This is a genomic window from Microbacterium alkaliflavum, assembly GCF_044325405.1.
GTDB lineage: Bacteria > Actinomycetota > Actinomycetes > Actinomycetales > Microbacteriaceae > Microbacterium > Microbacterium alkaliflavum.
In genome coordinates this window covers 350,713-373,919 of record NZ_JBIQWL010000004.1, presented here as the reverse complement: position 1 = coordinate 373,919, position 23,207 = coordinate 350,713, and the positions used below count along the sequence as shown (strand labels likewise).

At 71.3% G+C, this 23,207-nt stretch carries 21 protein-coding genes; 3 read left to right on the top strand and 18 right to left on the bottom strand.

What is annotated here, in order from left to right; all coding sequences use genetic code 11:
• Window position 1 precedes the first annotated feature (1 nt).
• From ACH3VR_RS13555 to ACH3VR_RS13520, 8 genes are all read right to left on the bottom strand, one after another.
• Entirely contained in the window at window positions 2-1,546 is a 1,545-nt protein-coding gene (locus tag ACH3VR_RS13555; protein ID WP_397556839.1) for a phage baseplate assembly protein V, read from the bottom strand.
• Window positions 1,543-2,397: a hypothetical protein gene (locus ACH3VR_RS13550; RefSeq protein WP_397556838.1), complete on the bottom strand. Its 855-nt coding sequence runs from the start codon at window positions 2,395-2,397 to the stop codon at window positions 1,543-1,545. Before ACH3VR_RS13550 ends, ACH3VR_RS13555 begins: the two co-directional genes overlap by 4 nt.
• Window positions 2,397-3,398 carry a hypothetical protein gene (locus ACH3VR_RS13545; protein ID WP_397556837.1) on the bottom strand — a complete coding sequence of 334 codons (1,002 nt, stop codon included), beginning with the start codon at window positions 3,396-3,398 and terminating at the stop codon, window positions 2,397-2,399. The genes ACH3VR_RS13550 and ACH3VR_RS13545 overlap by 1 nt, the downstream gene beginning before the upstream one ends.
• Window positions 3,391-3,894 (bottom strand): phage tail protein, encoded by a 504-nt coding sequence (locus tag ACH3VR_RS13540; protein WP_397556836.1) that lies wholly within the window; start codon window positions 3,892-3,894, stop codon window positions 3,391-3,393. Before ACH3VR_RS13540 ends, ACH3VR_RS13545 begins: the two co-directional genes overlap by 8 nt.
• Window positions 3,891-5,165, bottom strand: a complete 1,275-nt coding sequence (locus ACH3VR_RS13535) for a phage tail sheath family protein (protein ID WP_397556835.1) — start codon at window positions 5,163-5,165, stop codon at window positions 3,891-3,893. Before ACH3VR_RS13535 ends, ACH3VR_RS13540 begins: the two co-directional genes overlap by 4 nt.
• A 12-nt stretch (window positions 5,166-5,177) precedes the next feature.
• Window positions 5,178-5,912 (bottom strand): carboxypeptidase-like regulatory domain-containing protein, encoded by a 735-nt coding sequence (locus tag ACH3VR_RS13530; RefSeq protein WP_397556834.1) that lies wholly within the window; start codon window positions 5,910-5,912, stop codon window positions 5,178-5,180.
• A gap of 159 nt (window positions 5,913-6,071) precedes the next feature.
• Complete coding sequence (locus ACH3VR_RS13525) at window positions 6,072-6,968, bottom strand: hypothetical protein (RefSeq protein ID WP_397556833.1); 897 nt, start codon at window positions 6,966-6,968, stop codon at window positions 6,072-6,074.
• 49 nt (window positions 6,969-7,017) lie between these two features.
• On the bottom strand, window positions 7,018-7,896 hold the full coding sequence (locus tag ACH3VR_RS13520; RefSeq protein ID WP_397556832.1) for a hypothetical protein: 879 nt from the start codon (window positions 7,894-7,896) through the stop codon (window positions 7,018-7,020).
• Between the two features lie 102 nt (window positions 7,897-7,998).
• Here ACH3VR_RS13520 and ACH3VR_RS13515 point away from each other — a divergent pair, with 102 nt between their 5' ends.
• Window positions 7,999-9,642, top strand: coding sequence for a DHA2 family efflux MFS transporter permease subunit (locus ACH3VR_RS13515; protein WP_397556831.1), 1,644 nt, complete (start codon window positions 7,999-8,001; stop codon window positions 9,640-9,642).
• Between the two features lie 3 nt (window positions 9,643-9,645).
• Here ACH3VR_RS13515 and ACH3VR_RS13510 read toward each other — a convergent pair whose 3' ends face one another.
• From ACH3VR_RS13510 to ACH3VR_RS13500, 3 genes are read right to left on the bottom strand one after another with little or no spacing between them, the layout of a single operon-like run.
• Window positions 9,646-10,491, bottom strand: coding sequence for a transglutaminase family protein (locus tag ACH3VR_RS13510; RefSeq protein ID WP_397556830.1), 846 nt, complete (start codon window positions 10,489-10,491; stop codon window positions 9,646-9,648).
• A gap of 55 nt (window positions 10,492-10,546) precedes the next feature.
• The gene (locus ACH3VR_RS13505) at window positions 10,547-11,479 is read right to left on the bottom strand and encodes an alpha-E domain-containing protein (RefSeq protein ID WP_397556829.1); all 933 of its coding nucleotides are present in this window, start codon (window positions 11,477-11,479) and stop codon (window positions 10,547-10,549) included.
• Entirely contained in the window at window positions 11,473-13,233 is a 1,761-nt protein-coding gene (locus ACH3VR_RS13500) for a circularly permuted type 2 ATP-grasp protein (protein WP_397556828.1), read from the bottom strand. The genes ACH3VR_RS13505 and ACH3VR_RS13500 overlap by 7 nt, the downstream gene beginning before the upstream one ends.
• Window positions 13,234-13,291: 58 nt before the next feature.
• Between ACH3VR_RS13500 and ACH3VR_RS13495 the strand changes: the two genes are divergently transcribed.
• A complete protein-coding gene (locus ACH3VR_RS13495) occupies window positions 13,292-14,878 on the top strand; it encodes a molybdopterin-dependent oxidoreductase (RefSeq protein WP_397556827.1) in 1,587 nt (528 codons plus the stop codon).
• A gap of 55 nt (window positions 14,879-14,933) precedes the next feature.
• On the opposite strand, the gene rocD is transcribed toward ACH3VR_RS13495, so the two are convergent.
• The 5 genes from rocD to ACH3VR_RS13470 all read right to left on the bottom strand — a co-directional run bounded on the left by rocD (window position 14,934) and on the right by ACH3VR_RS13470 (window position 18,867).
• Window positions 14,934-16,163, bottom strand: a complete 1,230-nt coding sequence (gene rocD / locus ACH3VR_RS13490) for an ornithine--oxo-acid transaminase (protein WP_397556826.1) — start codon at window positions 16,161-16,163, stop codon at window positions 14,934-14,936.
• An 11-nt stretch (window positions 16,164-16,174) separates the two neighbouring features.
• Window positions 16,175-17,047, bottom strand: coding sequence for a dimethylargininase (gene ddaH / locus ACH3VR_RS13485; RefSeq protein ID WP_397556988.1), 873 nt, complete (start codon window positions 17,045-17,047; stop codon window positions 16,175-16,177).
• A gap of 144 nt (window positions 17,048-17,191) precedes the next feature.
• Window positions 17,192-18,211: an NAD(P)-dependent alcohol dehydrogenase gene (locus ACH3VR_RS13480; RefSeq protein WP_397556825.1), complete on the bottom strand. Its 1,020-nt coding sequence runs from the start codon at window positions 18,209-18,211 to the stop codon at window positions 17,192-17,194.
• 3 nt (window positions 18,212-18,214) lie between these two features.
• Window positions 18,215-18,433: a helix-turn-helix transcriptional regulator gene (locus ACH3VR_RS13475; RefSeq protein WP_397556824.1), complete on the bottom strand. Its 219-nt coding sequence runs from the start codon at window positions 18,431-18,433 to the stop codon at window positions 18,215-18,217.
• Entirely contained in the window at window positions 18,433-18,867 is a 435-nt protein-coding gene (locus ACH3VR_RS13470) for a hypothetical protein (RefSeq protein WP_397556823.1), read from the bottom strand. The genes ACH3VR_RS13475 and ACH3VR_RS13470 overlap by 1 nt, the downstream gene beginning before the upstream one ends.
• A gap of 216 nt (window positions 18,868-19,083) precedes the next feature.
• Here ACH3VR_RS13470 and ACH3VR_RS13465 point away from each other — a divergent pair, with 216 nt between their 5' ends.
• Window positions 19,084-20,646 (top strand): alpha/beta hydrolase, encoded by a 1,563-nt coding sequence (locus ACH3VR_RS13465; protein ID WP_397556822.1) that lies wholly within the window; start codon window positions 19,084-19,086, stop codon window positions 20,644-20,646.
• Between the two features lie 141 nt (window positions 20,647-20,787).
• Here ACH3VR_RS13465 and ACH3VR_RS13460 read toward each other — a convergent pair whose 3' ends face one another.
• Both ACH3VR_RS13460 and ACH3VR_RS13455 read right to left on the bottom strand, forming a co-directional pair.
• Window positions 20,788-21,798, bottom strand: a complete 1,011-nt coding sequence (locus ACH3VR_RS13460) for a LacI family DNA-binding transcriptional regulator (RefSeq protein ID WP_397556821.1) — start codon at window positions 21,796-21,798, stop codon at window positions 20,788-20,790.
• Between the two features lie 15 nt (window positions 21,799-21,813).
• Entirely contained in the window at window positions 21,814-23,196 is a 1,383-nt protein-coding gene (locus ACH3VR_RS13455; RefSeq protein ID WP_397556820.1) for a glycoside hydrolase family 5 protein, read from the bottom strand.
• Between the last annotated feature and the right edge of the window lie 11 nt (window positions 23,197-23,207).

Genomic DNA, 23,207 nt, shown 5'->3' with positions numbered 1-23,207 from the left:
GTCACTTCTGCTCCAGTTCGATGCGGTCGGCCTGCAGGCGCAGCAGCCGTCCGGGCGCCTCGAGCACGAGGTCGCCCTCGGCGTGCACGATGATGCCGGCGTCGGTCAGCTCGACCCGGCTGCCCGTGTGGTTGCCCACGATGACGCTGTCGCCGTCGGCGCTGAGCCGCAGCGCCTGCCCCGTCGGCAGCTTGAGTCCGTAGACGCCGACCGCGCCGTCGACGACGCCGACACCCGGCTCGCCCGCGTCGGTCGTGCGCAGCCCGCCGAGCACGACGCCGCGTCCGGGGTCGTGCGCGTCGTGCGCCACGACGACGTGGTCGCCGACGTCGGGCTGCAGTGCGAGTCCCTTCGCCTCGCCCGCACCGAGAGCGAGCACGGGAAGCCACTCGGACTCGAGTCCGTCGTAGGCCGACAGCGCGACCCGCACACGGCCGCGCCCTTCGGGATCGTCGATGCGCAGCACCTCCCCGAGGGTGATGGCGGATGCCTCCGCCCCACCCTCCCCGTCGAGCCGTCGCAGCAGGCGGAGGTGGTCGGGAGGAGCCGACGTGACGGTGCAGGTGTAGCCGCCGTACCGGTCGATGACGTGGTCGGCGCCGAGGAGCACGAACGTGCCGCTCGCGCCCGGAGTGAGCCCTTCGATCGTCAGCGCCGTGCCGGGCTGGAGCGTCGGGTCGCCCTCCACGACGGCGCGCAGCGTGCGGCTCGCGGCGATGTCGTCGTCCGCGAGCCCGCGCGCGAGGGCGTCGAGGTGGTCGGTGCCGGGCGTCATGCCGCCGCCGCGCACGCCTTCGCCCGCACCGGGGGCTGCGGCCTCCCCGTCGGCCGTGCCGGTCGCGACTTCGCCGGTCACAGGATCCCAGCCCATGACGCGCCAGCCCGAGCGGTTCGCGAGAGCGGATGCTGTGACGGTCGCCTGCAGGAGCGTCTGGCCCCAGACGGCCGTGGCCTCCTCGCCGGCGCCGTCGTCGTCGAAGAGCTCGAGGGTGCCGCCCGACAGGTCGACGCGCCACCACAGTCCCGCGCGGCGCGTGACGGCCGTCAGCAGGTCGAGCGCCGACCGGCCGTTCTGCACGAGCCGCGGAAGGCGCGGCCCCTCGTCGGGCGAGGAGACGTCGAGGCCTGCGCTCGACGCGAGCTCGCGGGCGAGCTCCGCGACCGAGACGTCGACGAACACCCGCAGCTGCGAGTCGGCGCGCAGGCCGTGGGCCGCATCGTGGCAGCGGGCCGTGATCTGCAGCGTGCCGCCGGGTCCGTACTCGTGCTCGACGGCGACGATCTCACCCGTGAAGAGCTCGTCCGCGAAGCCGTCGACGGATGCCTCGACCGACGCCCCGAGCGCGAGCAGGTCCTCGAGCGCGGCGGGATCGGCGGGATCCTCGAACACGAGCGCGCAGGCGGCCGGCGCGCTCGCTTCGCGTCGGACGCGCAGCGCGGACAGCAGCGCCGTCGACTCGGCGTCGAGCTCGTCGCCGTCGACGAGCAGCGTGACACCCGGCACGCGGTGAGGTCCGAGGGCGGCCGCGGCGGCGGGATCGGTCATTGCGATCCTCCCCCCGGCAGGTCTTCGGGGGCGGGCGGGATGATGAGCTCGCGCCCCGGCTCGGGCCAGACGACGTCGTCGAGCAGGTTGACGTCGGCGAGCCACCGCCACAGCGCCGCGCGGCCGCTGAAGAAGCGCGCCGCGATCTCGGGGAGCGTCTCGCCGCCCGCGGCCGGCTCGCCGTCGGCCGACGGCCCCGCGCCGATCACGGGGTGGATCGCGGCGGGCGCGGCTGCCGCGGCGGCCGCGGCCGCGGCATCCGGAATCGTCACGGCGAGGGGAGTCTCGGGTGCGGGCGGATTCGGGTCGGGCACCCGCACGAGCCGCATGCTCAGCCACGAGCGCCCGGGCGTGCCGCTCGCGTCGAACTTCTCGAAGCGCTCCGCGATCGCCTCGACGACGGCGAGCACGTTGAGCTTCTTGCCGAGCACGACGCGCACCTCCTCGACGCCTCGCCCGTCGCCGGCCGAGTTCTCGGCCAGCTGCCACAGCGGTCGCGTGTGGTCGCGCACATCGCGGCTCGGCGGAGGCGGCGCGACGGGGGCGGCCGGCGCCTCGGGCACGATCTCGTCGACGCCTTCCGTCACGGCGGCCGGCACGGGGGGCGGGGCCGGCGGCAGGACGGGCGCGGGAACGAGGTCGACGTCGAAGAGCAGCTGCAGCTCGAGCTCGGTGCGTCCGCCGCCGGTGTGCAGGAGCGGCGCGTCGGACTGCGCCGGTCCCGACACGATCCCGGCTCCCGTGCGCCGGGGCGCGAGCCCCGCGACGCGGCGCTGCACGATGTGCTCGGGGTTGAGCATGCACGAGATGCGCTCGCCGGTGGATTCCACGATGAAGGCGACCCGTTCCATCACATGCTCCGCTGCTCGCCCACGAGGGCGTCATCGGTCCACACGATCGCCGCGACGGGCTCTTCGCCCAGCCGCGACGGCGGCAGCTCGGGCCACGGTGCGGGCGTCGGGTCGGGGGACGCTGCGGCCGGGAACGGGGCGGGGCGGATGCTTCGCCGCACCGTCGACGGCGGCTCTTGCGGTGACGGGGGCCGGCGAGCCGGCACCTGCGCGGCCGGCGTCGCCGCGCGGTGCGAGGTCGGCGCGAGTTCGCTCGGAGCCCGCTCGACGATCTGCGGAGGCACGACCGGCGCGAAGGGACTCGCCGGGAGGTTCTGGCGCAGCGGCGCAGGGGCTTCCCGGGGATCCGGCCACGGCGCGGAGGCCTCCGGCGGGCGGAAGGGGACGGACTCATGCCGAGGCGGGACAGGCGACAGCGAGTAGTCCTGGTCCGGCGGGCCGGGCGCCGGGGACGGAGCGATCGGCTCGGGCTCCGCCGCCGCACGCCGGAACGACACGGCGGCGGACGGCCGCGGCGCCGCCGGCGGAGCGGGCGCCGGCGCGGCAGCCGCTGGGCGGACCACCGGCCTGGGGTCAGGGCGGCTCGAGGGGTGCCCGTCGGCGCGCGCGAGCTCGGGCGTTCCGGCCGCCGCGGCCTCGGGCGCGGACGGCATAGGAATCCCGGCCGGCTCCTTCGTGCGCTCTGCCCGCATCTGCGGCTCGCCGGGCGGCGCCGGAAGGCTCGCGGGCGGCGCGCTCGGCTCCGCGCGCCGGGTGGCGGCATCCATCCCCTCCGGCACATCGAGGGAGAACCACTCGGGATCCCGCGACGCGACGTAGGCCGCGATGGCGGGGTCGACCCCCGCGAGGCGCGGATCGTCGGGCCGGGCGGGCGCGCGCTCGCGCGCGACGGCGCGCATCCCGTCGGCGAGGGCGTCGGCCCCGTCGGCGAGACGGACGAGGGCGGCACGGGCGACGGCGACCAGCCTCGTCCAGAGGCGCGGCCGGCGTCGGTCAGGCATCCCGCGACCCGACCCTCTCGATGCCCTCGTACTTCAATCCGAACTCCTGGATGTACACCTCCCGCGCCGTCGCGCGGAGGTTCGCCCCGACCCAGCGCACGGGGAGGGCGTCGAACAGGTCCCACTGCACGACGGGCACGGTGCCCCGCGAGTCGAGGAGGATGATCGACACGGCGTGCCGCTGGATCTCGCCGTGCACGGTCGCCATGAACCAGTCCCAGAGCTCGGTCGTGCGGGTCAGGCCCTGCCGCAGCGTGATCTCGCCGTACGACGTGATCGTCGGGATGTGATGCACGACCTGCGACTGACCCGCTTCGCGGTACTCGACCGTGTCGATCGTCACCTGCGGGCCCGAACACTCCGTGAAATGTCCGACGGCCAGCCCCGAGATCATGAGCTTGAAGTTGTTCGCCCCGAACGGGTCGACCCACGTGTTCTGGGCGGCCGCGGCACCCGCGCCCGGTGCCGTGGGGGTCGTGGCAGATGCGTCGCTCACTGTGACTCCTCTCCGCCGGCGCCGCCGGCCGCGTACTGGCTGACCTTGAAGACGATGAACTCGGCGGGCTTGACGGGGGCCATCCCGATGAGCGCCGTCACGATGCCGGCGTCGATGTCCTCCTGCGGGTTGGTCTCCTCGTCGCACTTGACGAAGAACGCCTCGCGCTCGGTCGCGCCGAACAGCGCCCCGTCGCGCCACAGCCGACGCAGGAACGCCCGGATGTCACGCCGGATCGCGTTCCACAGCGTGCGGTCGTTCGGCTCGAACACGACCCACCCGGTGCCCTGCTGGATCGACTCCTCCGCGAAGGCGAAGAGCCGGCGCACCGGAAGGTAGCGCCACTCGCTCGCACTCCCCGCGAGGGTGCGCGCGCCCCAGACCTTGATGCTGCCGTTGATGCTGCGGATCGCGTTGACGCCGGCCGAGTTGAGCAGGCCCTGCTCGCTCGGCGTGAGCGCGTAGGTGAGGTCGAGCGCACCGCGCACCGTCTCGTTCGCGGGTGCCTTGTGCACGCCGCGGCTGCCGTCCGTGCGCGCCCACACCCCCGCGACGTGCCCCGACGGCGGCGCGTCGACGAGCCGGCCGGTCAGCGGGTCGACGATGCGGATCGACGGGAAGTACACGGCGCCCCAGTCCGACTGGCGGGGTGCGGCGCCGCCGCCGCTGCGCCGGGAGCCCGACGAGGAGCCGGACGACGAGCCCGACGACGCTGCGGCGGCTCCGCCCGAGCCGTCGTCGCCTTCCGCCGACGTGGCAGCGGACGATCCGCCCGCCGACGAGGACGTGGACGAGGACGCGGTCGCGGGCTTCGTGAGCTCGTTGAGGTCGTCGACGGTCGGCGGCGCGTCGAGCACCGCGACGCGGTCCTTCATGAGTTCGCAGTGGCTCAGCACGGCGTCGTACGACGCGGCATCCGTGAATCCCGGCGCGCCGACGATCGCGATCTCGTCGATGTGCTCGAGCGAGCCGAGCCCCGGCTTGCCGGCCAGCGTCCCGCCCTTGCCGAGGTTGAGCACGTAGCAGCGCTGCCCGCCGTTGAGGAAGAAGCCGTGCACGGCGAGGGTCAGCGGCGAGCTGGGCCCCTCGTTCTGGAACAGGTTGGTGTACTGCGTCCAGTTGTTGACGGCGGTCGGGATGCCGACGAGCGGCGGCTCGGGCGAGTCGATCAACCCGACGAAGGCGGCCACGTTGGTGCCGACGCCTTCGATCGGCTTGGTGCCCGCGAGGATTTCTTCGACGTAGACGCCCGGAGTGAGGTATTGGGGCATTGTCGGCCTTTCTCAGCGTGTGGATGAGGATTCGGGCACGGGGACCGTGAGGTCCCCGAGGTCGCCGCCGGCGTCCACGGAGGGCGCGTCGAGGGCGAGCGTGACGGACGTGCCCCGGGCCGAGATGCGGAGGGCAAGCGGCACGTCCGGGGCGAGGGAGACGGGAAGACGGAACCTCCCGCGGCTGTCGGAGGAGACGGCGATCGAGCCGACGTCGGCGACGGCGACGCGTGCGGCGCTGAGCGGCGTGCCATCGGACGCCACGACCCGGCCGACGACGATCCGCGGCTGAACCATGGTCGTGCGCAGCGGTTCGCGCACGAGCGGCGTCGCGGGCCGCTCGATGAGCCGGCGCACGGGCACCCGCAGGATGAAGGCGGGGGCGGGGGGATGCTGCAGCGCCTGCCAGAGCTCGAGGCTCGGGGCCGCGGCATCCATCACCCATTCGCCCTCGGTGCGCGCAGCCAGCGCGAGCGCGCTCGTGACGCCCGCCGCCTCGAAGGCCGGCAGACCGAGCGTCGTGACGAGGAGGCCGAGGGTCAGCTCCGCGCTGCTGATGTGCCGCAGCACGGGCCCGGTGGCGGAGGCGAGCTCGAATTCGAGCGGCCGCAGCAGCACGGCCCCCTTGCCGTCGTGCTCCTCGTCGAAGTCGTGCACGACCGGCAGCCCCGAGGCGGCAGCCACCCATTCCCGCACCGGCTCCACGGCGCGGGCGAGATCGTCCCGCGGCTCAGGGTCGTGTGCCATCCGCGCACAGCTCCGCACTCGCCCCGTGCGTCTGCACGGCGCTCCGCATCCACGGCCCGCGTGCGTCAGACACCCGCTCGCGGCGTCGCGCCCCCTTCGTCGCCACGGCCACAACGTAGCAGTGCGCACGGGGCCGCACCAGGGCGCCGGAGCGTCGCCTCAGTCGCGCTCCCACGTCGTGAAGGCCACGTGCAGTCCGGTGCCCTCGGCGGGGCCGATCGTCATGACGGCGCGCCGCTGCTGGTCGGTGAATCGCACGCACACGTACGTCTCGCGGTCGGGCAGCAGCACGACGTTCTGCGCGTTGATGTCGTCGTAGTCGGTCGCCGCCTCGCAGTCCGCGAAGGTGGGCTCGTCGACGACCGCGAGGCGGGGAGGGCCCTGCCCGACGACGCCGAGCTCGCCCGATCCCCCACCGGGATAGAAGTAGACATCTTCACCCGATCCCGAGACGGCGATGACCGTTCCGGTGTCGAGGTCGAAGTAGGTGTTCGGCTCCGCCGTGAACTCGCCCGACGCGAAGACCGGCGGTCCCGCAGGCGTCGGGCTCGGCGAGGAGGTGGGTTCGGGCGCGCCGGAACGGGTGAGATTCCAGATGAGGAGGCCGCCGCCCGCCAGGAGCAGCACGGCGACGACGACGATCACGATCCACCACGGGAACCGGCGACGCGCCGCGGCCGGGATGTCGAACGCGACGTTCGGGCCCGACACGGCGCGGTCGGGCGCCTCCTCGAGCGCGGCGCCGAGGGTGAACGAGGCGGTTCCCGCCGCGGTCTTCTCCGGCACCGTGACGGTCACGTCCACGGTCGCCGTCCCGGCGACGGGCAGCGCGCGTTCCGATTCGCCCGCGACGGCGAACCAGGAGGCATCCGCCCCTGCACCGGGCTGCACGATGAGCCGTGCGCGCACCGGCCTGCCCGTCGTGTTCGACACCGTGAACGAGGCCGTGCCCGTGCGCGAGGCACCGAGCCGCAGCTGCGCGGGCCCCGTGACGGAGAACGGCGCCGCCTCGGCCGCACTCGGACCGACCGGACCGAACCCCTCGCCACCCGACACGCGCACACCGTATCACCGGGCTCGCGGAGCGGGGCAGCGCCCTGCGGCGCTACTCCCAGAGAGTCACAAGCACCTTGCGGGTCTCGTCGTCGAGGGTCGGACCGAATTCGAGGATGCCGGAGTGCTCTCCGCTCGTGAAGACGCACACGAAGACCCCGGAGGCGTCCTGGGCGATCTGCACCGAACTCTCAAGGACGACGGCACGGCACGCCTCGCGGGTCGGCTGGTCGACGATCGCGACGCCGCGGTTCACGCCGAACACCGTCGTCGGCCGGTCTGCCGGGATAGCAGGCCCCAGGTCGGCGTCGTCGACCTGCACGTCGGCGGCGCCGTCGCCGTCGAGGTCGACGCTCTTCGACGACGTGTCGACGAGGAAGTCGTCGGAGAGGAACACCGTCGAGGTGGGTGTGGGGGTCGAGGTGGGCGACGGCTCGGGCGCGCCGGGTCGTGTGAGGGTCCAGATCAGGATGCCGCCTCCCCCGAGCAGGACCAGCGCGACGATGACGACGATCACGATCCACCACGGGAAGGGCTTCCGCTTCGACGGGGGGATCTCGAACGAGACGGTGGGGCTCGGCACGACCTCGTCGGGCTCCTCCTCGAGCGCAGCGCCCAGCGTGAACGATCCCGACCCGGCGGCTGCCGGGTCCGGCACCGTGACGGCGACGTCGACCGTCGCCGTGCCGGCGACCGGGAGCGGCCGCTCGGCGTCGCCCGCGATTGCGAACCACGCGGCATCCGTCCCCGCCCCGGCCTGCACCGCGAGACGCACCCGAACCGGCCTGCCCGTCACGTTCGACACCGTGAAGGATGCCGTGCCCTTCCGCGTCGCCTGGTCGAGGGTCAGCGCCGCCGGCCCCGACACCGCGAACGGCGCGGACTCCGCACCGGCTTCCCCCTCCGGCCCGAACCCCTCAGCACCCGACACGCGCACAACGTACTTCCGGCCCGAGAGCGTGCGCAACCGGCGCGCGGCGCTTCGCCCGCACCGACCGCTTGCGCGATGAATTTCGCTAGATAAGCTAGCGATATGTCGGACACCTCGAGCAGACGCCGCTGGGCGGGCCTCGTCTTCATCAGCGTCGCCGTCGCGCTGATCATCGTCGACTCGACGATCGTGAACGTCGCGATCCCCTCGATCGTCGACGACCTCGGGATCACATCGACCGAGGTGCAGTGGGTGCAGGAGGCGTACACGCTCGTCTTCGCTTCGCTGCTGCTCGTCTTCGGGAGCATCGCGGACCGGGTCGGACGACGACGGATGCTGCTCGTCGGCGTCGTCATCTTCACGCTAGCGTCGGTGGGCGCCGCCATGGCCCCGACCGGCACGGCGCTCATCCTCGCGCGGTTCGTGCAGGGCATCGGCGGCGCGATGATCCTGCCGACGACGCTGTCGCTGCTGAATGCGACCTTCCGCGGCCGCGAGCGCGGCATCGCCTTCGCGGTGTGGGGGTCGACGATCGGCGGCATGGCCGCCGTCGGACCGCTCCTGGGCGGATGGCTCACGACCGACTTCTCGTGGCACTGGGCGTTCCTGATCAACGTGCCGCTCGGCATCCTGATCATCGTCGGAGTGCTGCTCACGATCGACGAGTCCCGCGGCGCGGCCGCGCGCGTCGACGCCGTGGGCGCCGTGCTGTCGGTCGTCACGATGGGCGCCCTCGTCTTCGCGCTCATCGAGGGCCGCACCTACGGCTGGTGGCTCACCGACAAACCGCTCACGATCGGCGACTGGGAGTGGCCGTTCGCGCTGTCGCCGATACCGATCGCGTTCGCCGTCGCCGCGCTGGGCGTCGTGGCCTTCATCTCGTGGGGTCTGCACCGCCGCCGGATCGGACGATCGACGATCATCGCGTTCGAGCTGTTCCGCATCCCGTCGTTCCGCAATGGCAACATCGCGGCGCTCATCGTGTCGCTCGGCGAGTTCGGCCTCATCCTCGCACTGCCCCTCTGGCTGCAGTTCGTGCTCGGGTTCGATGCGCTTCAGACGGGGTTCATCCTGCTGTCGCTCGCGATCGGCTCGTTCGTCGCGAGCGGCTTCGCGGGCGCGTTCAGCGGCCGCGTGGCGCCGGTCTGGATCGTACGCGCCGGCATCGTCGCTGAGATCATCGGCATCGTCGGCGTCGGGCTCGCGATCGCCCCGGATGCCTCGTGGGTGCCCCTCGTGCCGGCGCTGTTCGTCTACGGGTTCGGCGTGGGCCTCGCGACGGCGCAGCTGACCGGAGTCGTGCTCGTGGACGTGCCCGCCGCGGAGGGCGGCCAGGCGTCGGGCACGCAGTCGACATCCCGGCAGCTCGGCGCGGCGCTCGGCATCGCGATCCTCGGCACGATCCTGTTCTCGACGACGTCCGCCGTGCTCGACGCCAAGCTCGACGACCGCGGCCTCACGGCCGATCAGCGCGACCAGGTCGTCTCGGCCGTCGTCGACAGCGCCGGCGGGGCGATCGCGGGGCTCGCGGAGTCGCCGCAGACCGAGGCGCTCGCCGACGACGCGAAGGCCGCGTTCTCGCAGGGCACGCAGTACGCGACGTTCGCGGCGGCGGGCTTCCTCGTGCTCGGGCTCGCCGCGACCCTCTCGCTCGGCAGCGGACGCCGGTCGGAGAATACGGGCGAAGCCGGAGCATCCGAGGAGATTCCTCCGACGATCGCCGAATCCTCCGACGAGCTCCGGTAAGCCCTACGCCTCGCGCGTGATGGTCACCTTCACGTGCAGGTGGCTCTTGAACGGGCCCGCGTAGACGCCGCGCAGCGGCGGCACGTCGTTGTAGTCGCGGCCCCGCCCGACGAGCACGTGGCGGTCGCCGATCTCGATGTTGTTGGTCGGATCGAAGCCCTGCCAGTCGCCCGCGAACCACTCCACCCACGCGTGCGACTCGCCCGCGACGGCCTGGCCGACCTCCGCGTTCGCCTTGGGGTGCAGGTAGCCCGAGACGTAGCGGGCCGGGATGCCGACCTCGCGCAGCGCGCCGAGCGTGATGTGCGCGATGTCCTGGCAGACGCCCTTGCGCGCCTCCCACGCCTCGCTCGCGGTCGAGTGCACGCCCGTGATGCCGTGCATGTACTCGACGGCGTCGCCGATCGCCGCGGCGATGGCGTGCGCGGCGCGACCGGGGTGGTCGTGCTGGCCCGCGATCGACCGCGCGATCTCGGCGACTTCGGGATGCGGCTTCGTGCGGTGGCTCTGGCCGAGCTGCTCCACCGTCTCGAGCGACCGGGAGACTTCCTTGCCCAGCTTGTCCCACGTCGCGTCGACGTGCTCGATCGGGCGCGGTCGCACCTCGACGAGCGAGCGCGCCGTGATCTTGAGCTCGGCGTGGGGCGAGAGCACGTCGAACGCCGCGACGCGCGTGCCGAAGTAGTCGACGTACTGGTTGACCGACGTCGAGGGGTCGATCTCCAGCGCGGAGCTGAGCACGAACTGGCTGTCGGTCGAGCCCGGCAGCATCCGTGCCTCGTTGTACGAGGCCGAGACGTCGCCCTGGTAGGCGAATCCGGTCGCGTGCTCGATTCTCAGACGTTTCATGAACATCCTCCCCGCTTGCGGGGACCAACTACCGGTCCCTGAGCCTGTCGAAGGGTCACGAGATCTCTCCGATCCAGCTGGGCTCGGCCTGCGTCGGGAAGAACCGCGAGCGGATGGCCTCGGATGCCTCGCGCGTGACCTTCTGCACGCGGTCCATGTGCAGCGGCAGTTCGCCGAGGATCTCGCCGATCGGCCGGTACTCCAGGTCGTTGCGGATCTGGCCGAGCGCACGCAGCACCGTGTTGGAGTGCCCGACGCGGTCGGCGCGCGGATCGATGGCGCTCATGCAGTCCTCCGCGCGCTGGATCGAGTAGATGATCGACCGCGGGAAGAGGCGGTCGAGCAGGAGGAATTCGGCCGCGTTGCGCGCGCTGGGCATGCCGCGGTACGTGCGCAGGTAGGCCTCGTACGCGCCGCACGATCGCAGGATCGTGGTCCACGACGGACCGGATGCCTCGGTCAGCGACCTCGTCGCCAGCATCCGCGCCGTCATGTCGGCCCGCTCGATGCTGCGGCCGAGCGTGAAGAACTGCCACGCCTCGTCGCGGCTCGTCGAGGAGTCCACGATGCCGACGGCGAGCGCCGCGCGCTCGCGCACCCACTGGAAGAACTCGTGCACCTTCTCGGTCTGCAGGCGTCGCGGCATGCGCGAGTTCGTCGTGTTGAGGCACTCCCACAGCTCGGTGCTCACGATCTCGCGGGCGCGACGCGCGTTCTCGCGCGCCGATGTCAGGGAGTAGGCGATGCTCGAGGGATTCGTGCGGTCGACGGCCAGACGCGCGAGGACGTCCTCGCGCGACACCTTGTCGACCTGCGCGGGCGGGAACGACCCCATGACGGCCAGGAGCGACCGGCACGCGGTGTCCTCGTCGATCCACGGGTCCTCCAGCAGCAGCTGCAGGTGCACGTCGAGGATGCGCGCGGTGCCATCGGACCGCTCGATGTAGCGCCCGATCCAGAAGAGCGATTCAGCGATGCGACTCAGCATCCCTCGTCCTTCCTTTCCCCGTGACCCTCCATCTGACTGCCGAGCGCGCGGGTGGCACCCGCGTTCTCGGCGGTCCCGTGGAGGCTCACCGTCTGGCGGGCCTGCTGCTGCTGCTCCTGCTGCTCGACGCGCGAGCGGGGGCGGTCCTGGGGCGAGTGCGACACCGCGGGCTGCCCGTCGTAGATGATCGGGATGGCCGCCGTCACGGTCGCGGCCTGGTCGGCGACGAGGCCGGGGAGGCCCTGGCCCTGTCCGTATTCGACGTGGCCAGGAGCCGAGCCGCCGACGATCCAGGTGTCCTTCGACCCGCCGCCCTGGCTCGAGTTGACGACGAGCTGCCCCTCGGGCAGCGCGACGCGGGTGAGGCCGCCCGGGAGCACCCAGATGTCCTCGCCGTCGTTGACCGCGAACGGGCGCAGGTCGGCGTGCCGCGGGCGCATGCCGTCCTCGACGAGCGTCGGGATCGTCGACAGCATGACGACGGGCTGCGCGATCCAGCCGCGGGGGTCGGCGAGCAGGCGCTGGCGGAGCTTGTCGAGCTCCGCGCGCGAGGCATCCGGTCCCACGACCAGGCCCTTGCCGCCCGACCCGTCGACGGGCTTCACGACGAGCTCGTGGAGCCGGTCGAGCACCTCTTCGAGCGCGCCCGGGTCTTCCAGCCGCCACGTGTCGACGTTCTTGAGGATCGGCTCCTCGGCGAGGTAGTACCGGATCAGGTCGGGCACGTACGTGTAGAGCAGCTTGTCGTCGGCGACGCCGTTGCCGACCGCGTTCGCGATCGTGACGTTGCCGAGGCGCGCCGCGAGCATGAGCCCGGGGGCGCCGAGCATCGAGTCGGCGCGGAACTGCAGCGGGTCGAGGAAGTCGTCGTCGACGCGACGGTAGATGACGTCGACGCGCTTGGGCCCGCGCGTCGTGCGCATGAAGACCTTGCCGCCGACGCAGAGCAGATCGCGGCCCTCGACGAGCTCGACGCCCATGAGCCGCGCGAGCAGCGTGTGCTCGAAGTATGCGGAGTTGTACACGCCGGGCGTCAGCACGACGACGTTGGGGTCGTCGATGCCGGCAGGCGCCGACGCGCGCAGCGCCGCGAGCAGCTTGTTGGGGTAGTCGCCGACGGGACGCACGCGCATCGAGACGAACAGCTCGGGCAGCGTCTGCGCCATGACCCGGCGGTTGGAGATGACGTAGCTGACGCCCGACGGGACGCGCACGTTGTCCTCCAGCACGCGCATCTCGCCGTGCTCGTCGCGGATGAGGTCGATGCCCGACACCTGGATGCGCACCCCGTTGGCGGAGTGGATGCCGGCAGCCTGGCGGTAGAAGTACTGCGACGACGCGATGAGCCCCGCCGGGAGCACGCCGTCGCGCACGCAGTACTGGTGCCCGTACGCGTCGTCGAGAAACGCCTCCAGGGCGCGCACGCGCTGCTTGACGCCGGCCTCGACGCGCGACCACTCGTCGTACTCGATGATGCGCGGCACCGCGTCGAGCGGGAAGGGCCGCTCCTCGCCCGCGAAGTCGAACGTCACGCCCTGCGCGAGGTAGGAGCTGGCGAGCGAATCGGTGCGACCGCGCAGCTCCTCCTGTGTCATCTGCGCAAGCGCCTGGTACAGCTCTCGGTAGGCATCCCGCGACTCGACGGGTGCACCGGGGTGCGTCGGCGAACCGAACATCTCGTCGAACGCGGGAGTACCGGACGGCGTCTTGCGCGGCGCCAGAGTGGAGCCGTAGCCGTCGAACAGGTCACCCATGCCGACGAGCCTAGTCGGGGCCGTGTTGCGTCAGTGTTTCCGAGATTAGGCTCACGATATGGCGCAGGAGGTGGATGCTCCGGCCCGCACCGGATCGCGCGCGCCCGTGCTCGCGGGCGCGGCCGCAGGCGTGGCCTCCGTCGTGCTCGGAGCGGGCATCGGAGAGCTCGCCGCGGCGGTCGTCGCGCCGGCCTCGAGCCCCTTCTCGGTCGTCGGCGGAGTGGCGATCGACCTCGCGCCGGCGTGGGCCAAGGAGACCGCGATCGCGCTGTTCGGCACAAACGACAAGGCCGCGCTGCTCGTCGGGATCGCGATCGTGCTGCTCCTCGCCGCCGCCGGGTTCGGCATCCTCGAGCTGCGCGAGCCGTGGTTCGGTGTGACGCTCTTCGCCCTGATGGGCGCCGTCGTGGCGGTGCTCGCCATGACGCGCGCCGAGGCGACGGGGCTCTCGTGGCTGCCGTCGCTGCTCGCCGGCCTGGTCGCAGCAGCGGCCGTGCGGTTCCTCACGATGCTCGCGCGCGGGGCCGCGGATGCCGCGGTCGCCAGGGCCGCCGACAGCTCCGCGCCCGCCGACGAGGCGCGCCGCCGCTTCCTCATCTGGACGGGCGCGGCCGTGGGGGCCGGCGTCGTCGCCCTGATCGTGGGCACCGCCGTGCGCGCGGGCACGCAGACCGTCGATGCCGTGCGCAAGGCCCTTCACCTGCCGACGCCGGCGGTCGCCGCGGCGCCCGTCCCGGCGGGCGCGCAGCTCGACATCGTGGGGATGACGCCCGTCGTCACACCGAACAAGGGCTTCTACCGCATCGACACGGCGCTCATCGTGCCGCAGGTCGATCCAACGACGTGGAGCCTGCGCATCCACGGGCTCGTCGACCAGGAGGTCACGCTCACGTGGGATCAGCTGCTCGCGCTTCCTCTCGAGGAGAGCTGGACGACCCTCACCTGCGTGTCCAACACGGTCGGCGGCGAGCTCATCGGCAACGCGAAGTGGCTGGGCTACCCCGTGCGCGAGCTGCTCGCGCGCGCGGGACCGCAGGCGGGAGCCGACATGGTGCTCTCCGTCTCGATCGACGGGTTCACGGCATCCACCCCCCTCGAAGTGCTGATGGAGCAGGGCCGCAACGCGATCCTCGCCGTCGGCATGAACGACGAGCCGCTGCCGCCCGAGCACGGCTTCCCCGTGCGCATGGTCGTGCCGGGCCTCTACGGCTACGTCTCGGCGACGAAGTGGGTCACCGAGCTCAAGGTGACGCGGTTCGCCGATTCGTCGGCCTACTGGACCGACCGCGGCTGGTCGCCGCGCGGGCCGATCAAGCTGCAATCGCGCATCGACGTGCCCAAGCGCGACCAGGGCCTGAGCCCGGGCAAGACGATGATCGCGGGCGTCGCGTGGCAGCAGCACGTCGGCATCTCGAAGGTCGAGGTGCAGATCGACGGCGGCGAGTGGCGCGAGGCGCAGCTCGCGACCGCCATCTCCGACGACACGTGGGTGCAGTGGTCGATCCCGTGGACGGCCGAAGCGGGCAATCACGCCATCCGCTGTCGCGCCACGAACAAGGACGGCGAGACGCAGACCGAGGTGGATGCCTGGCCCATGCCCGACGGTGCGACGGGCTGGCAGCAGCTCAACGTCAACGTCGCCTGACCCGACCTAGGTCCCCGAGCTTGTCGAGGGGTCGAGGCGGAACCGGCGAGCGACGTCAGGCGTCGAGCACGAGCTTGAGCTGCTCGATCGCCCAGTCGAGCTCGGTCGCGCGCACGACGAGCGGCGGCGCGATGCGGATCGTCTGGCCGTGGGTGTCCTTCACGAGCACACCGCGCCCGAGCAGCCGCTCCGCGATCTCGCGGCCCGTGCCCCGCGCAGGGTCGACGTCGACGCCGGCCCACAGGCCCGCGACGCGCACGCCTGTGACGCCGTGGCCGACGAGTTCGGCGAGCTTCGCCTCGAGGTGCTCGCCGAGAGCCTTCGCGCGGGTCTGGAACTCACCGGAGGCGAGCATCTCGACGACCCGCAGGCCGATCGCCGACGCGAGCGGGTTGCCGCCGAACGTCGAGCCGTGCTCGCCGGGGCGGATGACCCCGAGCACGGCCTCGTCCGCGACGACCGCCGAGAGGGGCAGGATGCCGCCGCCCAGCGCCTTGCCGAGCAGGTACACGTCGGGCACGACGCCCTCGCGGTCGCACGCGAAGGTCTCGCCGACGCGTCCGAGTCCGGACTGGATCTCGTCGGCGATGAGGAGCACGTTGTGCTTCGTGCAGATGTCACGCACCTCGCGGAGGAACCCGTCGGGCGGGATCACGACGCCTGCCTCGCCCTGGATCGGCTCGATCAGCACGGCTGCCGTCTGGGGCGTGATCGCCGCTTCGATGGCCGCGGCGTCGCCGTAGGGCACCGACACGAAGCCCGGGGCGAACGGACCGAAGTCGTCGTGCGCCTGCGGGTCGTCGCTGAAGCCGACGATCGTCGTCGTGCGCCCGTGGAAGTTGCCGTTCGCGACGACGACGGTCGCGGCATCCTGAGCCACGCCCTTGACCCGGTAGGCCCACGCGCGGGCGACCTTCAGGCCCGTCTCGACCGCCTCCGCGCCCGTGTTCATGGGCAGCACGAGGTCTTTGCCGCACAGGCGCGCGAGCGCCTCGGCGAAGGCGCCGAGCTGGTCGTTGTGGTACGCGCGGCTCGTGAGGGTGAGGCGTCCGAGCTGTTCCTCGGCGGCCGCGACGAGCGCGGGATGCCGGTGCCCGAAGTTGAGCGCCGAGTACGCCGAGAGCAGGTCGAGGTAGCGCTTGCCCTCGACGTCGGTGACCCACGCGCCCTCACCGCGCGCGATGACGACGGGCAGCGGGTGGTAGTTGTGCGCGACGTGGCGGTCTTCGGATCCGATGATGCGGATCGTGGACGTATCGAGTGTCGGCGTCTGCGAGGGGGTCATGGCCGGACCTTTCAGCGTCGGAGTTCGAGCGTGCAGCACTTGATGCCGCCGCCGCCGAGCAGGAGCTCGGAGAGGTCGACGAGCACGGGGTTGTAGCCGCGCTCGCGCAGCTGCGCCTCGAAGCCCTTGGCGCGCGGCGAGATGATGACGTTGAGGCCGTCGCTCGCGGAGTTGAGGCCGAACACGGCGCCGTCGGCGTCCGAGACGCGGATCGCGTCGGGGTAGCGCTCGGCGAGCACCGCCTGGCTGCGCTCGTCGAACGCGTGCTCGAGGTATGCGATGTTGGCGCTCTCGACGCCGCCGGGGCCCTGCACGGGGTCGAGCACGGCGATCGCGGTGTCGAGGTGGTAGAAGCGCGGGTCGACGAGGGTGAGCGAGACGACCTCCTTGCCGAACACGTCGCGCAGCTCGCTGTGGCTGTCGCCGGTCGAGCGGAAGCCGGTGCCTGCGAGGATCGTGTCGCCGACGAGCAGGAAGTCGCCCTCGCCCTCGTTGACCTCGCGGGGATCGACGACCTCGTACCCGTTGTCGCGGAACCACTCCATGAACGCGGGGCCCTCGGGGACGCGCTCCTGGAACCGGAACTTCGCCCCATATGCGACGCCTGCGATCACGAAGCCGCCGTTGGCCGTGTAGACCATGTCGGGGAGACCCTCGATCGGATCGATGAGCTGCACCTCGTGGCCGAGCGCGAGGTACGTGTCGTACAGCGCCTGCCACTGCCGCACGGCGAGCGCCGTGTCGGTCGGGTTGGCCGGCTCCATCCAGGGGTTGATCGTGTAGCTGACCGTGAAGTGCTCGGGACGGCACATCAGATAACGGCGATGCTGCTGGATGCGGGCCTCGACCACGGTGGCCTCCGGTGCGGGCGCGGTGTTCTGCATGGACTTCATGCTCCTTCGAACGGGGCGGCGGACGCTGTCCAGAGGCCCGGCGGGGCTTGAGAAGCCATCAACACGGGCACGCCTCAGTCATTGTCTCACGCGGTCCCCGCCTCACGCCGGATTGTCCACGCCGACCCCGGGCCGCTACGGAACGACGACGACCTTCCCCACGGTGTGGCCGGCGTCGACGTGCGCGAGCCCGTCCCGCGCGTCGGAGAGCGCGAAGGTCCGCTCGACCACAGCCTTCACAGCGCCGGTCTCCACGAGTGCGAGCAGTTCCTGAAGCGCGTGTGGGTCGGCCTTCGCCGCGAGGGGACGGATGCCGCGGCTCGAGCCGATCGAGAGGACGGCGGCGCGCAGCATCCGGCCGACGGGCCCGAGGACGCGGCCGCCCTCGCCCGCCACGAGCACGACGCGGCCGCCCGCGCGCACGAGTCGCTGCAGCGCGCGCAGGGGTGCGGTGCCGGCGATGTCGATGACGGCGTCGAGGGAGTCCGGGGCCAGCTCGGGTGATCCCGGCCCCACCGCCTTGTAGTCGAACGCGTGCGACGCGCCGAGCGACGTGACGAGGTCGAGCGACCGGGCGCCGGTCAGCGCCCACACCTCGAGCCCGCGGTGCGCGGCGAGCTGCACCGCGAACGTCCCCACGCCGCCAGATGCGCCGATCACCAGCACGCGGCCGCCCTCGAGCGCGCCGGCGAGGGTGAGCGCCTGCCAAGCTGTGCCGGCCGCGATCGGCAGGGCCGCGGCATCCACCCGCGACACGGCAGCGGGCCGCCGCACGAGGCGCGCGACCGGGGCGACGGCGAACGGCGCGAGCCCGCCGCCGGGGAGCTCACCGACGACCTCGTCGCCGATCGCGAGGTCGGAGACGTCGGGGCCGCGCGCGACGACGGTGCCCGCGACATCCATGCCGCGCACGGCATGCTTCGGCCGGCGCAGTCCGAAGAGCAGGCGCACGAGGAGCGGATCTCCGCGCAGGAGCCGCACGTCGCCGGCGTTGAGCCCGGTGGCGCCGACACGCAGCAGCACCTCGCCTGCGCGCGGCTCGGGAACGTCGATCGTCTCGGCGGCGACGACCTCGGGCCCGCCGTAGCGGTGCTGCGCCCAGACGGTCATCGTGGCGGGAACGGCCGCGGTCGCGGCATCCTGCTGTCCGTTCATCTCTCAGCCCTCCTCGGGGAACTGGAACAGATCGTCGAGGCCCACGCCGAAGACGCGGGAGATCTGGAACGCGAGTTCGAGCGTGGGCGAGTACTTGCCCTGCTCGATCGCGATGAGGGTCTGACGCGTGACGCCGATACGGCGGGCCAGATCGGCCTGCGTCATGCCGGTCGCCTCGCGGACGGCGCGGATCGAGTTGGTGACGCGCGTGGGCTTGACCATCACTGGAACCCGCGCCGGTAGGCGATGAGGCGCGCGACGCCGCCGAGGGACGCCGAGAGGTAGAAGCCGAGGAACAGGGCGTTGCCGATCCAGAACCACTCCGCCTCGACCATCGCGAGCACGAGGCCCGCGAGAGCCCCGATCACGAGGAACGCCTGCCCGATGCGGTCGCCGAAGTGCTCGATCTCGCGGTCGCGCTGATCCGAGCGGTGCTCGAGCTCGGGGTCGAGCATTCCCGCGACGATCCCCCACGCGATGCTCAGCACGATCGACAGCACGATGGCGCCGAGGATCGTCCACACCATGGGCCAGACCCAGTCGATATCGCCGACCGCCGTGTGCGAGAGCTGGGGCAGGACGATCACGAGGTACACGACCAGGCCGATCGTGCTCGCGATGAGCTGCGACCACGTGATCCGCTCGGAGTATCCCATCGGACCCACCTCCTCGATGTCTAAAATCTTTGACATCGACGACAGTACGCCGGTGTGGCACACGTGTCAAGAATTCTTTACATGGGACTCAATGGTCGGGGACCGAGTCGATTTACAACGTCGTAGAGAATTTCTTTACAACGTCGTAAACCGTCGCTACCCTGGCCGTGTCGGAGCCGCCTCGGGCGCTCGGCAGCTATTCAAGGAGGAACAGTAATGAGCGTTTTCCCACGGAGGAGCCACGCCGCGGAAGGCCCGACGGAAGGCATCTCCCGTCACCGCCACCGGCTCGTGAATCCTCTCGCATCCCTCGGACTGGCCGCGGCGATGGTGCTGGCCACCGTGCCGCTGACCGCCCAGGCCGAGGAGAACCTGACGCCCGGACCGACCGTCTACGCCGACCCGAACTCACCGACGGGTTACACGGGGCACTTCGTGTACTACAACCCCACCGCGACGAGCGTGCGCTTCGTGGCCGACATCCTGCTGCGCAACTGGGCAGACCAGAGCGACCCGACGGTCTATCAGCCGTCCCAGTACAAGCCCGGCCTCATGCGCGGGGGCGGCGGGTACGACGTGCAGATGACCAACGCCGGCAATGGCTACTGGGTGACCGATGTGCCGCTCGCCGCCGGCGCCAACCAGTACTGGTTCTACGTCGACAACAACACCAACCTGTGGGTCGCCGACCCTGCCAACTCGCCGATCTTCGCCCCCGACGGGCTGCAGGGCACGGCTCGGCGCGCGTTCAACAAGGTGTTCGTCCCGTACGACGCCGCGAAGCAGGACTTCGCCCCTCTCGAGGCGCGGCAGATCGAGCTCCCGCGGGAGGACTCGGCGAAGGGCACCTGGAGCTACGTCCCGATCGACATCCCCAATCAGACCGGACGCACGCTCGGCGTGTACCTCCCGCCGAACTACGATCCGAACCGGGCCGAGCCGTACAAGACGATCTACATGCAGCACGGCGGCGGTCAGGATCAGTCCGACTGGCTGAACATGGGCAACGTCCCGGTCATCATGGACAACCTGCTCGACGACGGCACCACTGAGCCCGCGGTCGTCATCGCGACGAACACCAACTACCTCGGACCCGTGGGGAGCCAGGCGGTCCTCGGCGACGCCTATCCGAACCTGCGCAACGTCGTCATCCCGTTCGTCGAACAGAACTACAACGTCTCGACCGCCCCCATCGACCGGGCGTTCGCGGGCCTGTCGGCCGGTTCCGCCGTCACCCAGAACCTCATCAGGGATGACGCCGACCTGTTCGGCTACTACGGCCCCTGGAGCGGCGGCGCGAGCGTCCCCGCCACGACGCCGGACCTGGTCGAGCCGTACATCCTGTTCGGCGGCGGGCGCTGGGACTTCGGTCTGCCGAACGCCAACACGGTGGCGAACCTCGACAACTTCGGTTTCATCGAGAACGTCGTCGTGGCCGGTGCGCATGACTTCAACACCTGGAACCAGATGTTCTCGATCTGGGCGCGCGACTACCTGTGGCACCCCGAGGCGTTCATCCAGGACGAGATCGGCACGTTGAAGACGAACGTGGCGGCGACGGACCTGAACAAGGGCAACAAGAACGCCCTCACGGTCAAGCTCGACCAGGCTCTCAAGCTCGTGGCCAAGGGAGACTCGCAGGGCGCCCTCGATGTGCTCGCGGGCTACCTCACGCAGGTCGGCGAGTTCCAGACGGCGGGCAAGGTCACCCCGGAGCAGGCTGCCGCGCTGACCTCGGACGCGCAGAAGATCAGGACCAACCTGAGCGCGTGGCTCTGATCGTCAGCGGCTGAGCCGGGAGGTTGCCGGCGGGGTCTTCTCTCCCCGCCGGCAGCCTTTTCCGTGCGCCGGAGTCACGCACGGCCGGAGATGAGGGATGCCTCGACCCGGCGCAGCGCTCGGGTCGAGGCATCCGTCCGCTCACGCGACGTTCGGCCGGGCCGTCGAATCGCGCACGACGAGCGACGTCGCGAGCTCGACCCGCGTCACCTCGGGCTGCGGGCCCTCCAGCAGCTGCAGGACGAGCCGGGTCGCCTGATCGGCCATCTCGCGCAGCGGCTGGTGGATGGTCGTGAGCCTCGGGCTCGCCAGTTCCGCGATCGCGAGGTCGTCGAATCCGACGACCGACAGGTCGCGAGGCACGACGACACCCTGCGCGGCGGCCGCGTGCAGGACGCCGAGCGCCTGCAGGTCGTTGCCCGCGAAGATGGCGGAGGGCGGATCCGGGAGGCGAAGGAGCTCCATCGCGTGACGCTCGCCGCCGTCGCGCTGAAGGTCGCCGTACCGGACCCATTCCGGGTCGACCGGAAGGCCGGCCGACGTCATCGCCGCACGATAGCCGTCGAGCCGGGCAAGGGAGCACATCACGTGCGCGGGACCGGTGATCGCGGCGATGCGCCGATGGCCGAGCGAGATCAGGTGCCTCGTCGCGGTGACGCCGCCCGACCAGTTCGCCGCGCCCACCGCGGGGATGCCGGGTGCGGGGTCGCCTGCCGGGTCGATGATGACGAACGGGATGCCGCGCGCCTTGAGGGTCGCACGCCCTTCGGGCGGGACGTCGGCGAACAGGAGGATGATCCCCGTCGGACCACGCCGCACGACGGCATCCAGCCATTCCGGTCCCGGCGCATGCCTGTCGCCGCTCACCGACAGGGAGACGGCGAGCCCCACCTCGGCCGCGCTCTCGCGCACGCCTTCGATGATGGCGAGCGCCCAGTCGCCGTCGAGCTCCTGCAGCACGACCTCGATGTACTCGCGGCGCTGCTTGCTCTTGCGTCGCCGGTAGCCGCTCTCGCGAAGCTGCTCCTCGACGAGCTCACGCGTGGCCGACGACACGTCGGCGGCCCCGTTGAGCACCTTGGAGATCGTCGTCAGCGACACGCCTGTCCGAGCGGCGACCTCCTTGAGGGTCACCCGCTTCGTCTGAGCCATCTCACCACCGCGGGCTCAACGCGCTGTGCGGCGCAAGATCGTCGCCAGGTCCTCGCGGACGCGGCAGTTGCGGAACGAGAACGCGTCGGCCAGGCGCTCGGCGGCGTCGGGCGCGACACCCGCGAACGAACGCGCGAACTCATCGACCATCGCCTCTGCGAGCATCACGTGGCGGATGTGACCATGGATCCAGCGGCGCGCACCCCACGGATAGGGCTGGAAGTCCGGGAACTCCTGCTCGAAGAGGCGCTCGATCGGCTCGAGGATGTCACGCACCCCGGCATCCGTCGATCCCCACGAATCCACCCCGAGGCGGGCCTTCTTCTCGAGGATCGGAGCGATCCGGCGGAGGTATTCGGAACCGGGGTCGACGGTGACGACGCCCTGCAAGCCGATGTCCTTGTAGGTCCACAGCGCCCAGCTCGCGTCATGCCGGTCGAAGATCTCGAGCTGATCCTCCAGCAGCCGGTAGCGCTGGGCGTCGCGTGCGGGATCGCCCGTGTACACCGGCCCGAACTCGCCCACCCAGATCGGCGTGCCGGTCTCGCGCATGTACGCCGTGCGCTCGAGGAACGTCTGCTCGACGCGGTCGCGATCGACGTACTGGCCGCGCGAGACGCCCGGATAGGGTCCCCCGTCGACGAACCCGGGCAGGGCGTAGTCGTGCGCCGTATAGACGCAGTTGGGAAGCGGATCTCCGAGCTGGTCGAACTGCGTCGAGTAGCGATTGCCGTCGAGGAACAGGATGTGGTCGGGATCGACGGCGCGGATGGCGGCCTCCAGCCGCCGGTAGAAGGGGCCGATCGCCGACCCGTGCGCGTCGGCCGGCTCGTTCACGGGGTTGTATCCGGCGACCCACGGGTTGCCGCGGTAGTGCTCGGCGATCCGCTCCCAGAGATGGACGACGCGATCCTGGAACTGGCGCTGAGACCAGAACGACGCCCACTGCGTCGGGTTGTCGCTGTGCCAGTGCTGGTTCTGCGCACCGGGCAGCGCGTGCAGATCGAGGATGGTGAAGATCCCGTGCCGGGCACAGGCATCCACGACTCGATCCAGCACCGCGAAACCTTCGTCCTTGATGACGAAGGGCTCGTCGTCATCCTCGAAGTGGCGATAGTTGAAGGGGATGCGCAGCGAGTTCAGGCCGAGCTCCTGAAGGAACCGGGCGTCGTCGTCGGTGAAGAACTCCTCGAGGAATCGCGTGAAGAACCGCTCGTACCCCTCGTCGCCCAGCACGCGACGAAGCGCACGACGCTGCTGCGACTCGGCACCGGCATAGCCGGTGATGAAGTTCTCCATGTTCATCCAGCCCCCGAGGCCGAAGCCTCTGAGGGTCACGGGGGTCTCTCCCGCCACGATGCGCGTCCCCTCGACGCGAAGCAGGCCTGGCTGGGTCATCCTCTTCCTCT

What these genes read in the sequence shown, in the direction of transcription:
- ACH3VR_RS13555 (WP_397556839.1), bottom strand. Translation starts at nt 1,546, where the DNA reads ATGACCGATCCCGCCGCCGCGGCCGCCCTCGGACCTCACCGCGTGCCG.
- ACH3VR_RS13550 (WP_397556838.1), bottom strand. Translation starts at nt 2,397, where the DNA reads ATGGAACGGGTCGCCTTCATCGTGGAATCCACCGGCGAGCGCATCTCG.
- ACH3VR_RS13545 (WP_397556837.1), bottom strand. Translation starts at nt 3,398, where the DNA reads ATGCCTGACCGACGCCGGCCGCGCCTCTGGACGAGGCTGGTCGCCGTC.
- ACH3VR_RS13535 (WP_397556835.1), bottom strand. Translation starts at nt 5,165, where the DNA reads ATGCCCCAATACCTCACTCCGGGCGTCTACGTCGAAGAAATCCTCGCG.
- ACH3VR_RS13530 (WP_397556834.1), bottom strand. Translation starts at nt 5,912, where the DNA reads ATGGCACACGACCCTGAGCCGCGGGACGATCTCGCCCGCGCCGTGGAG.
- ACH3VR_RS13515 (WP_397556831.1), top strand. Translation starts at nt 7,999, where the DNA reads ATGTCGGACACCTCGAGCAGACGCCGCTGGGCGGGCCTCGTCTTCATC.
- ACH3VR_RS13510 (WP_397556830.1), bottom strand. Translation starts at nt 10,491, where the DNA reads ATGAAACGTCTGAGAATCGAGCACGCGACCGGATTCGCCTACCAGGGC.
- ACH3VR_RS13505 (WP_397556829.1), bottom strand. Translation starts at nt 11,479, where the DNA reads ATGCTGAGTCGCATCGCTGAATCGCTCTTCTGGATCGGGCGCTACATC.
- ACH3VR_RS13500 (WP_397556828.1), bottom strand. Translation starts at nt 13,233, where the DNA reads ATGGGTGACCTGTTCGACGGCTACGGCTCCACTCTGGCGCCGCGCAAG.
- ACH3VR_RS13495 (WP_397556827.1), top strand. Translation starts at nt 13,292, where the DNA reads ATGGCGCAGGAGGTGGATGCTCCGGCCCGCACCGGATCGCGCGCGCCC.
- rocD (WP_397556826.1), bottom strand. Translation starts at nt 16,163, where the DNA reads ATGACCCCCTCGCAGACGCCGACACTCGATACGTCCACGATCCGCATC.
- ddaH (WP_397556988.1), bottom strand. Translation starts at nt 17,047, where the DNA reads ATGCAGAACACCGCGCCCGCACCGGAGGCCACCGTGGTCGAGGCCCGC.
- ACH3VR_RS13480 (WP_397556825.1), bottom strand. Translation starts at nt 18,211, where the DNA reads ATGAACGGACAGCAGGATGCCGCGACCGCGGCCGTTCCCGCCACGATG.
- ACH3VR_RS13475 (WP_397556824.1), bottom strand. Translation starts at nt 18,433, where the DNA reads ATGGTCAAGCCCACGCGCGTCACCAACTCGATCCGCGCCGTCCGCGAG.
- ACH3VR_RS13470 (WP_397556823.1), bottom strand. Translation starts at nt 18,867, where the DNA reads ATGGGATACTCCGAGCGGATCACGTGGTCGCAGCTCATCGCGAGCACG.
- ACH3VR_RS13465 (WP_397556822.1), top strand. Translation starts at nt 19,084, where the DNA reads ATGAGCGTTTTCCCACGGAGGAGCCACGCCGCGGAAGGCCCGACGGAA.
- ACH3VR_RS13460 (WP_397556821.1), bottom strand. Translation starts at nt 21,798, where the DNA reads ATGGCTCAGACGAAGCGGGTGACCCTCAAGGAGGTCGCCGCTCGGACA.
- ACH3VR_RS13455 (WP_397556820.1), bottom strand. Translation starts at nt 23,196, where the DNA reads ATGACCCAGCCAGGCCTGCTTCGCGTCGAGGGGACGCGCATCGTGGCG.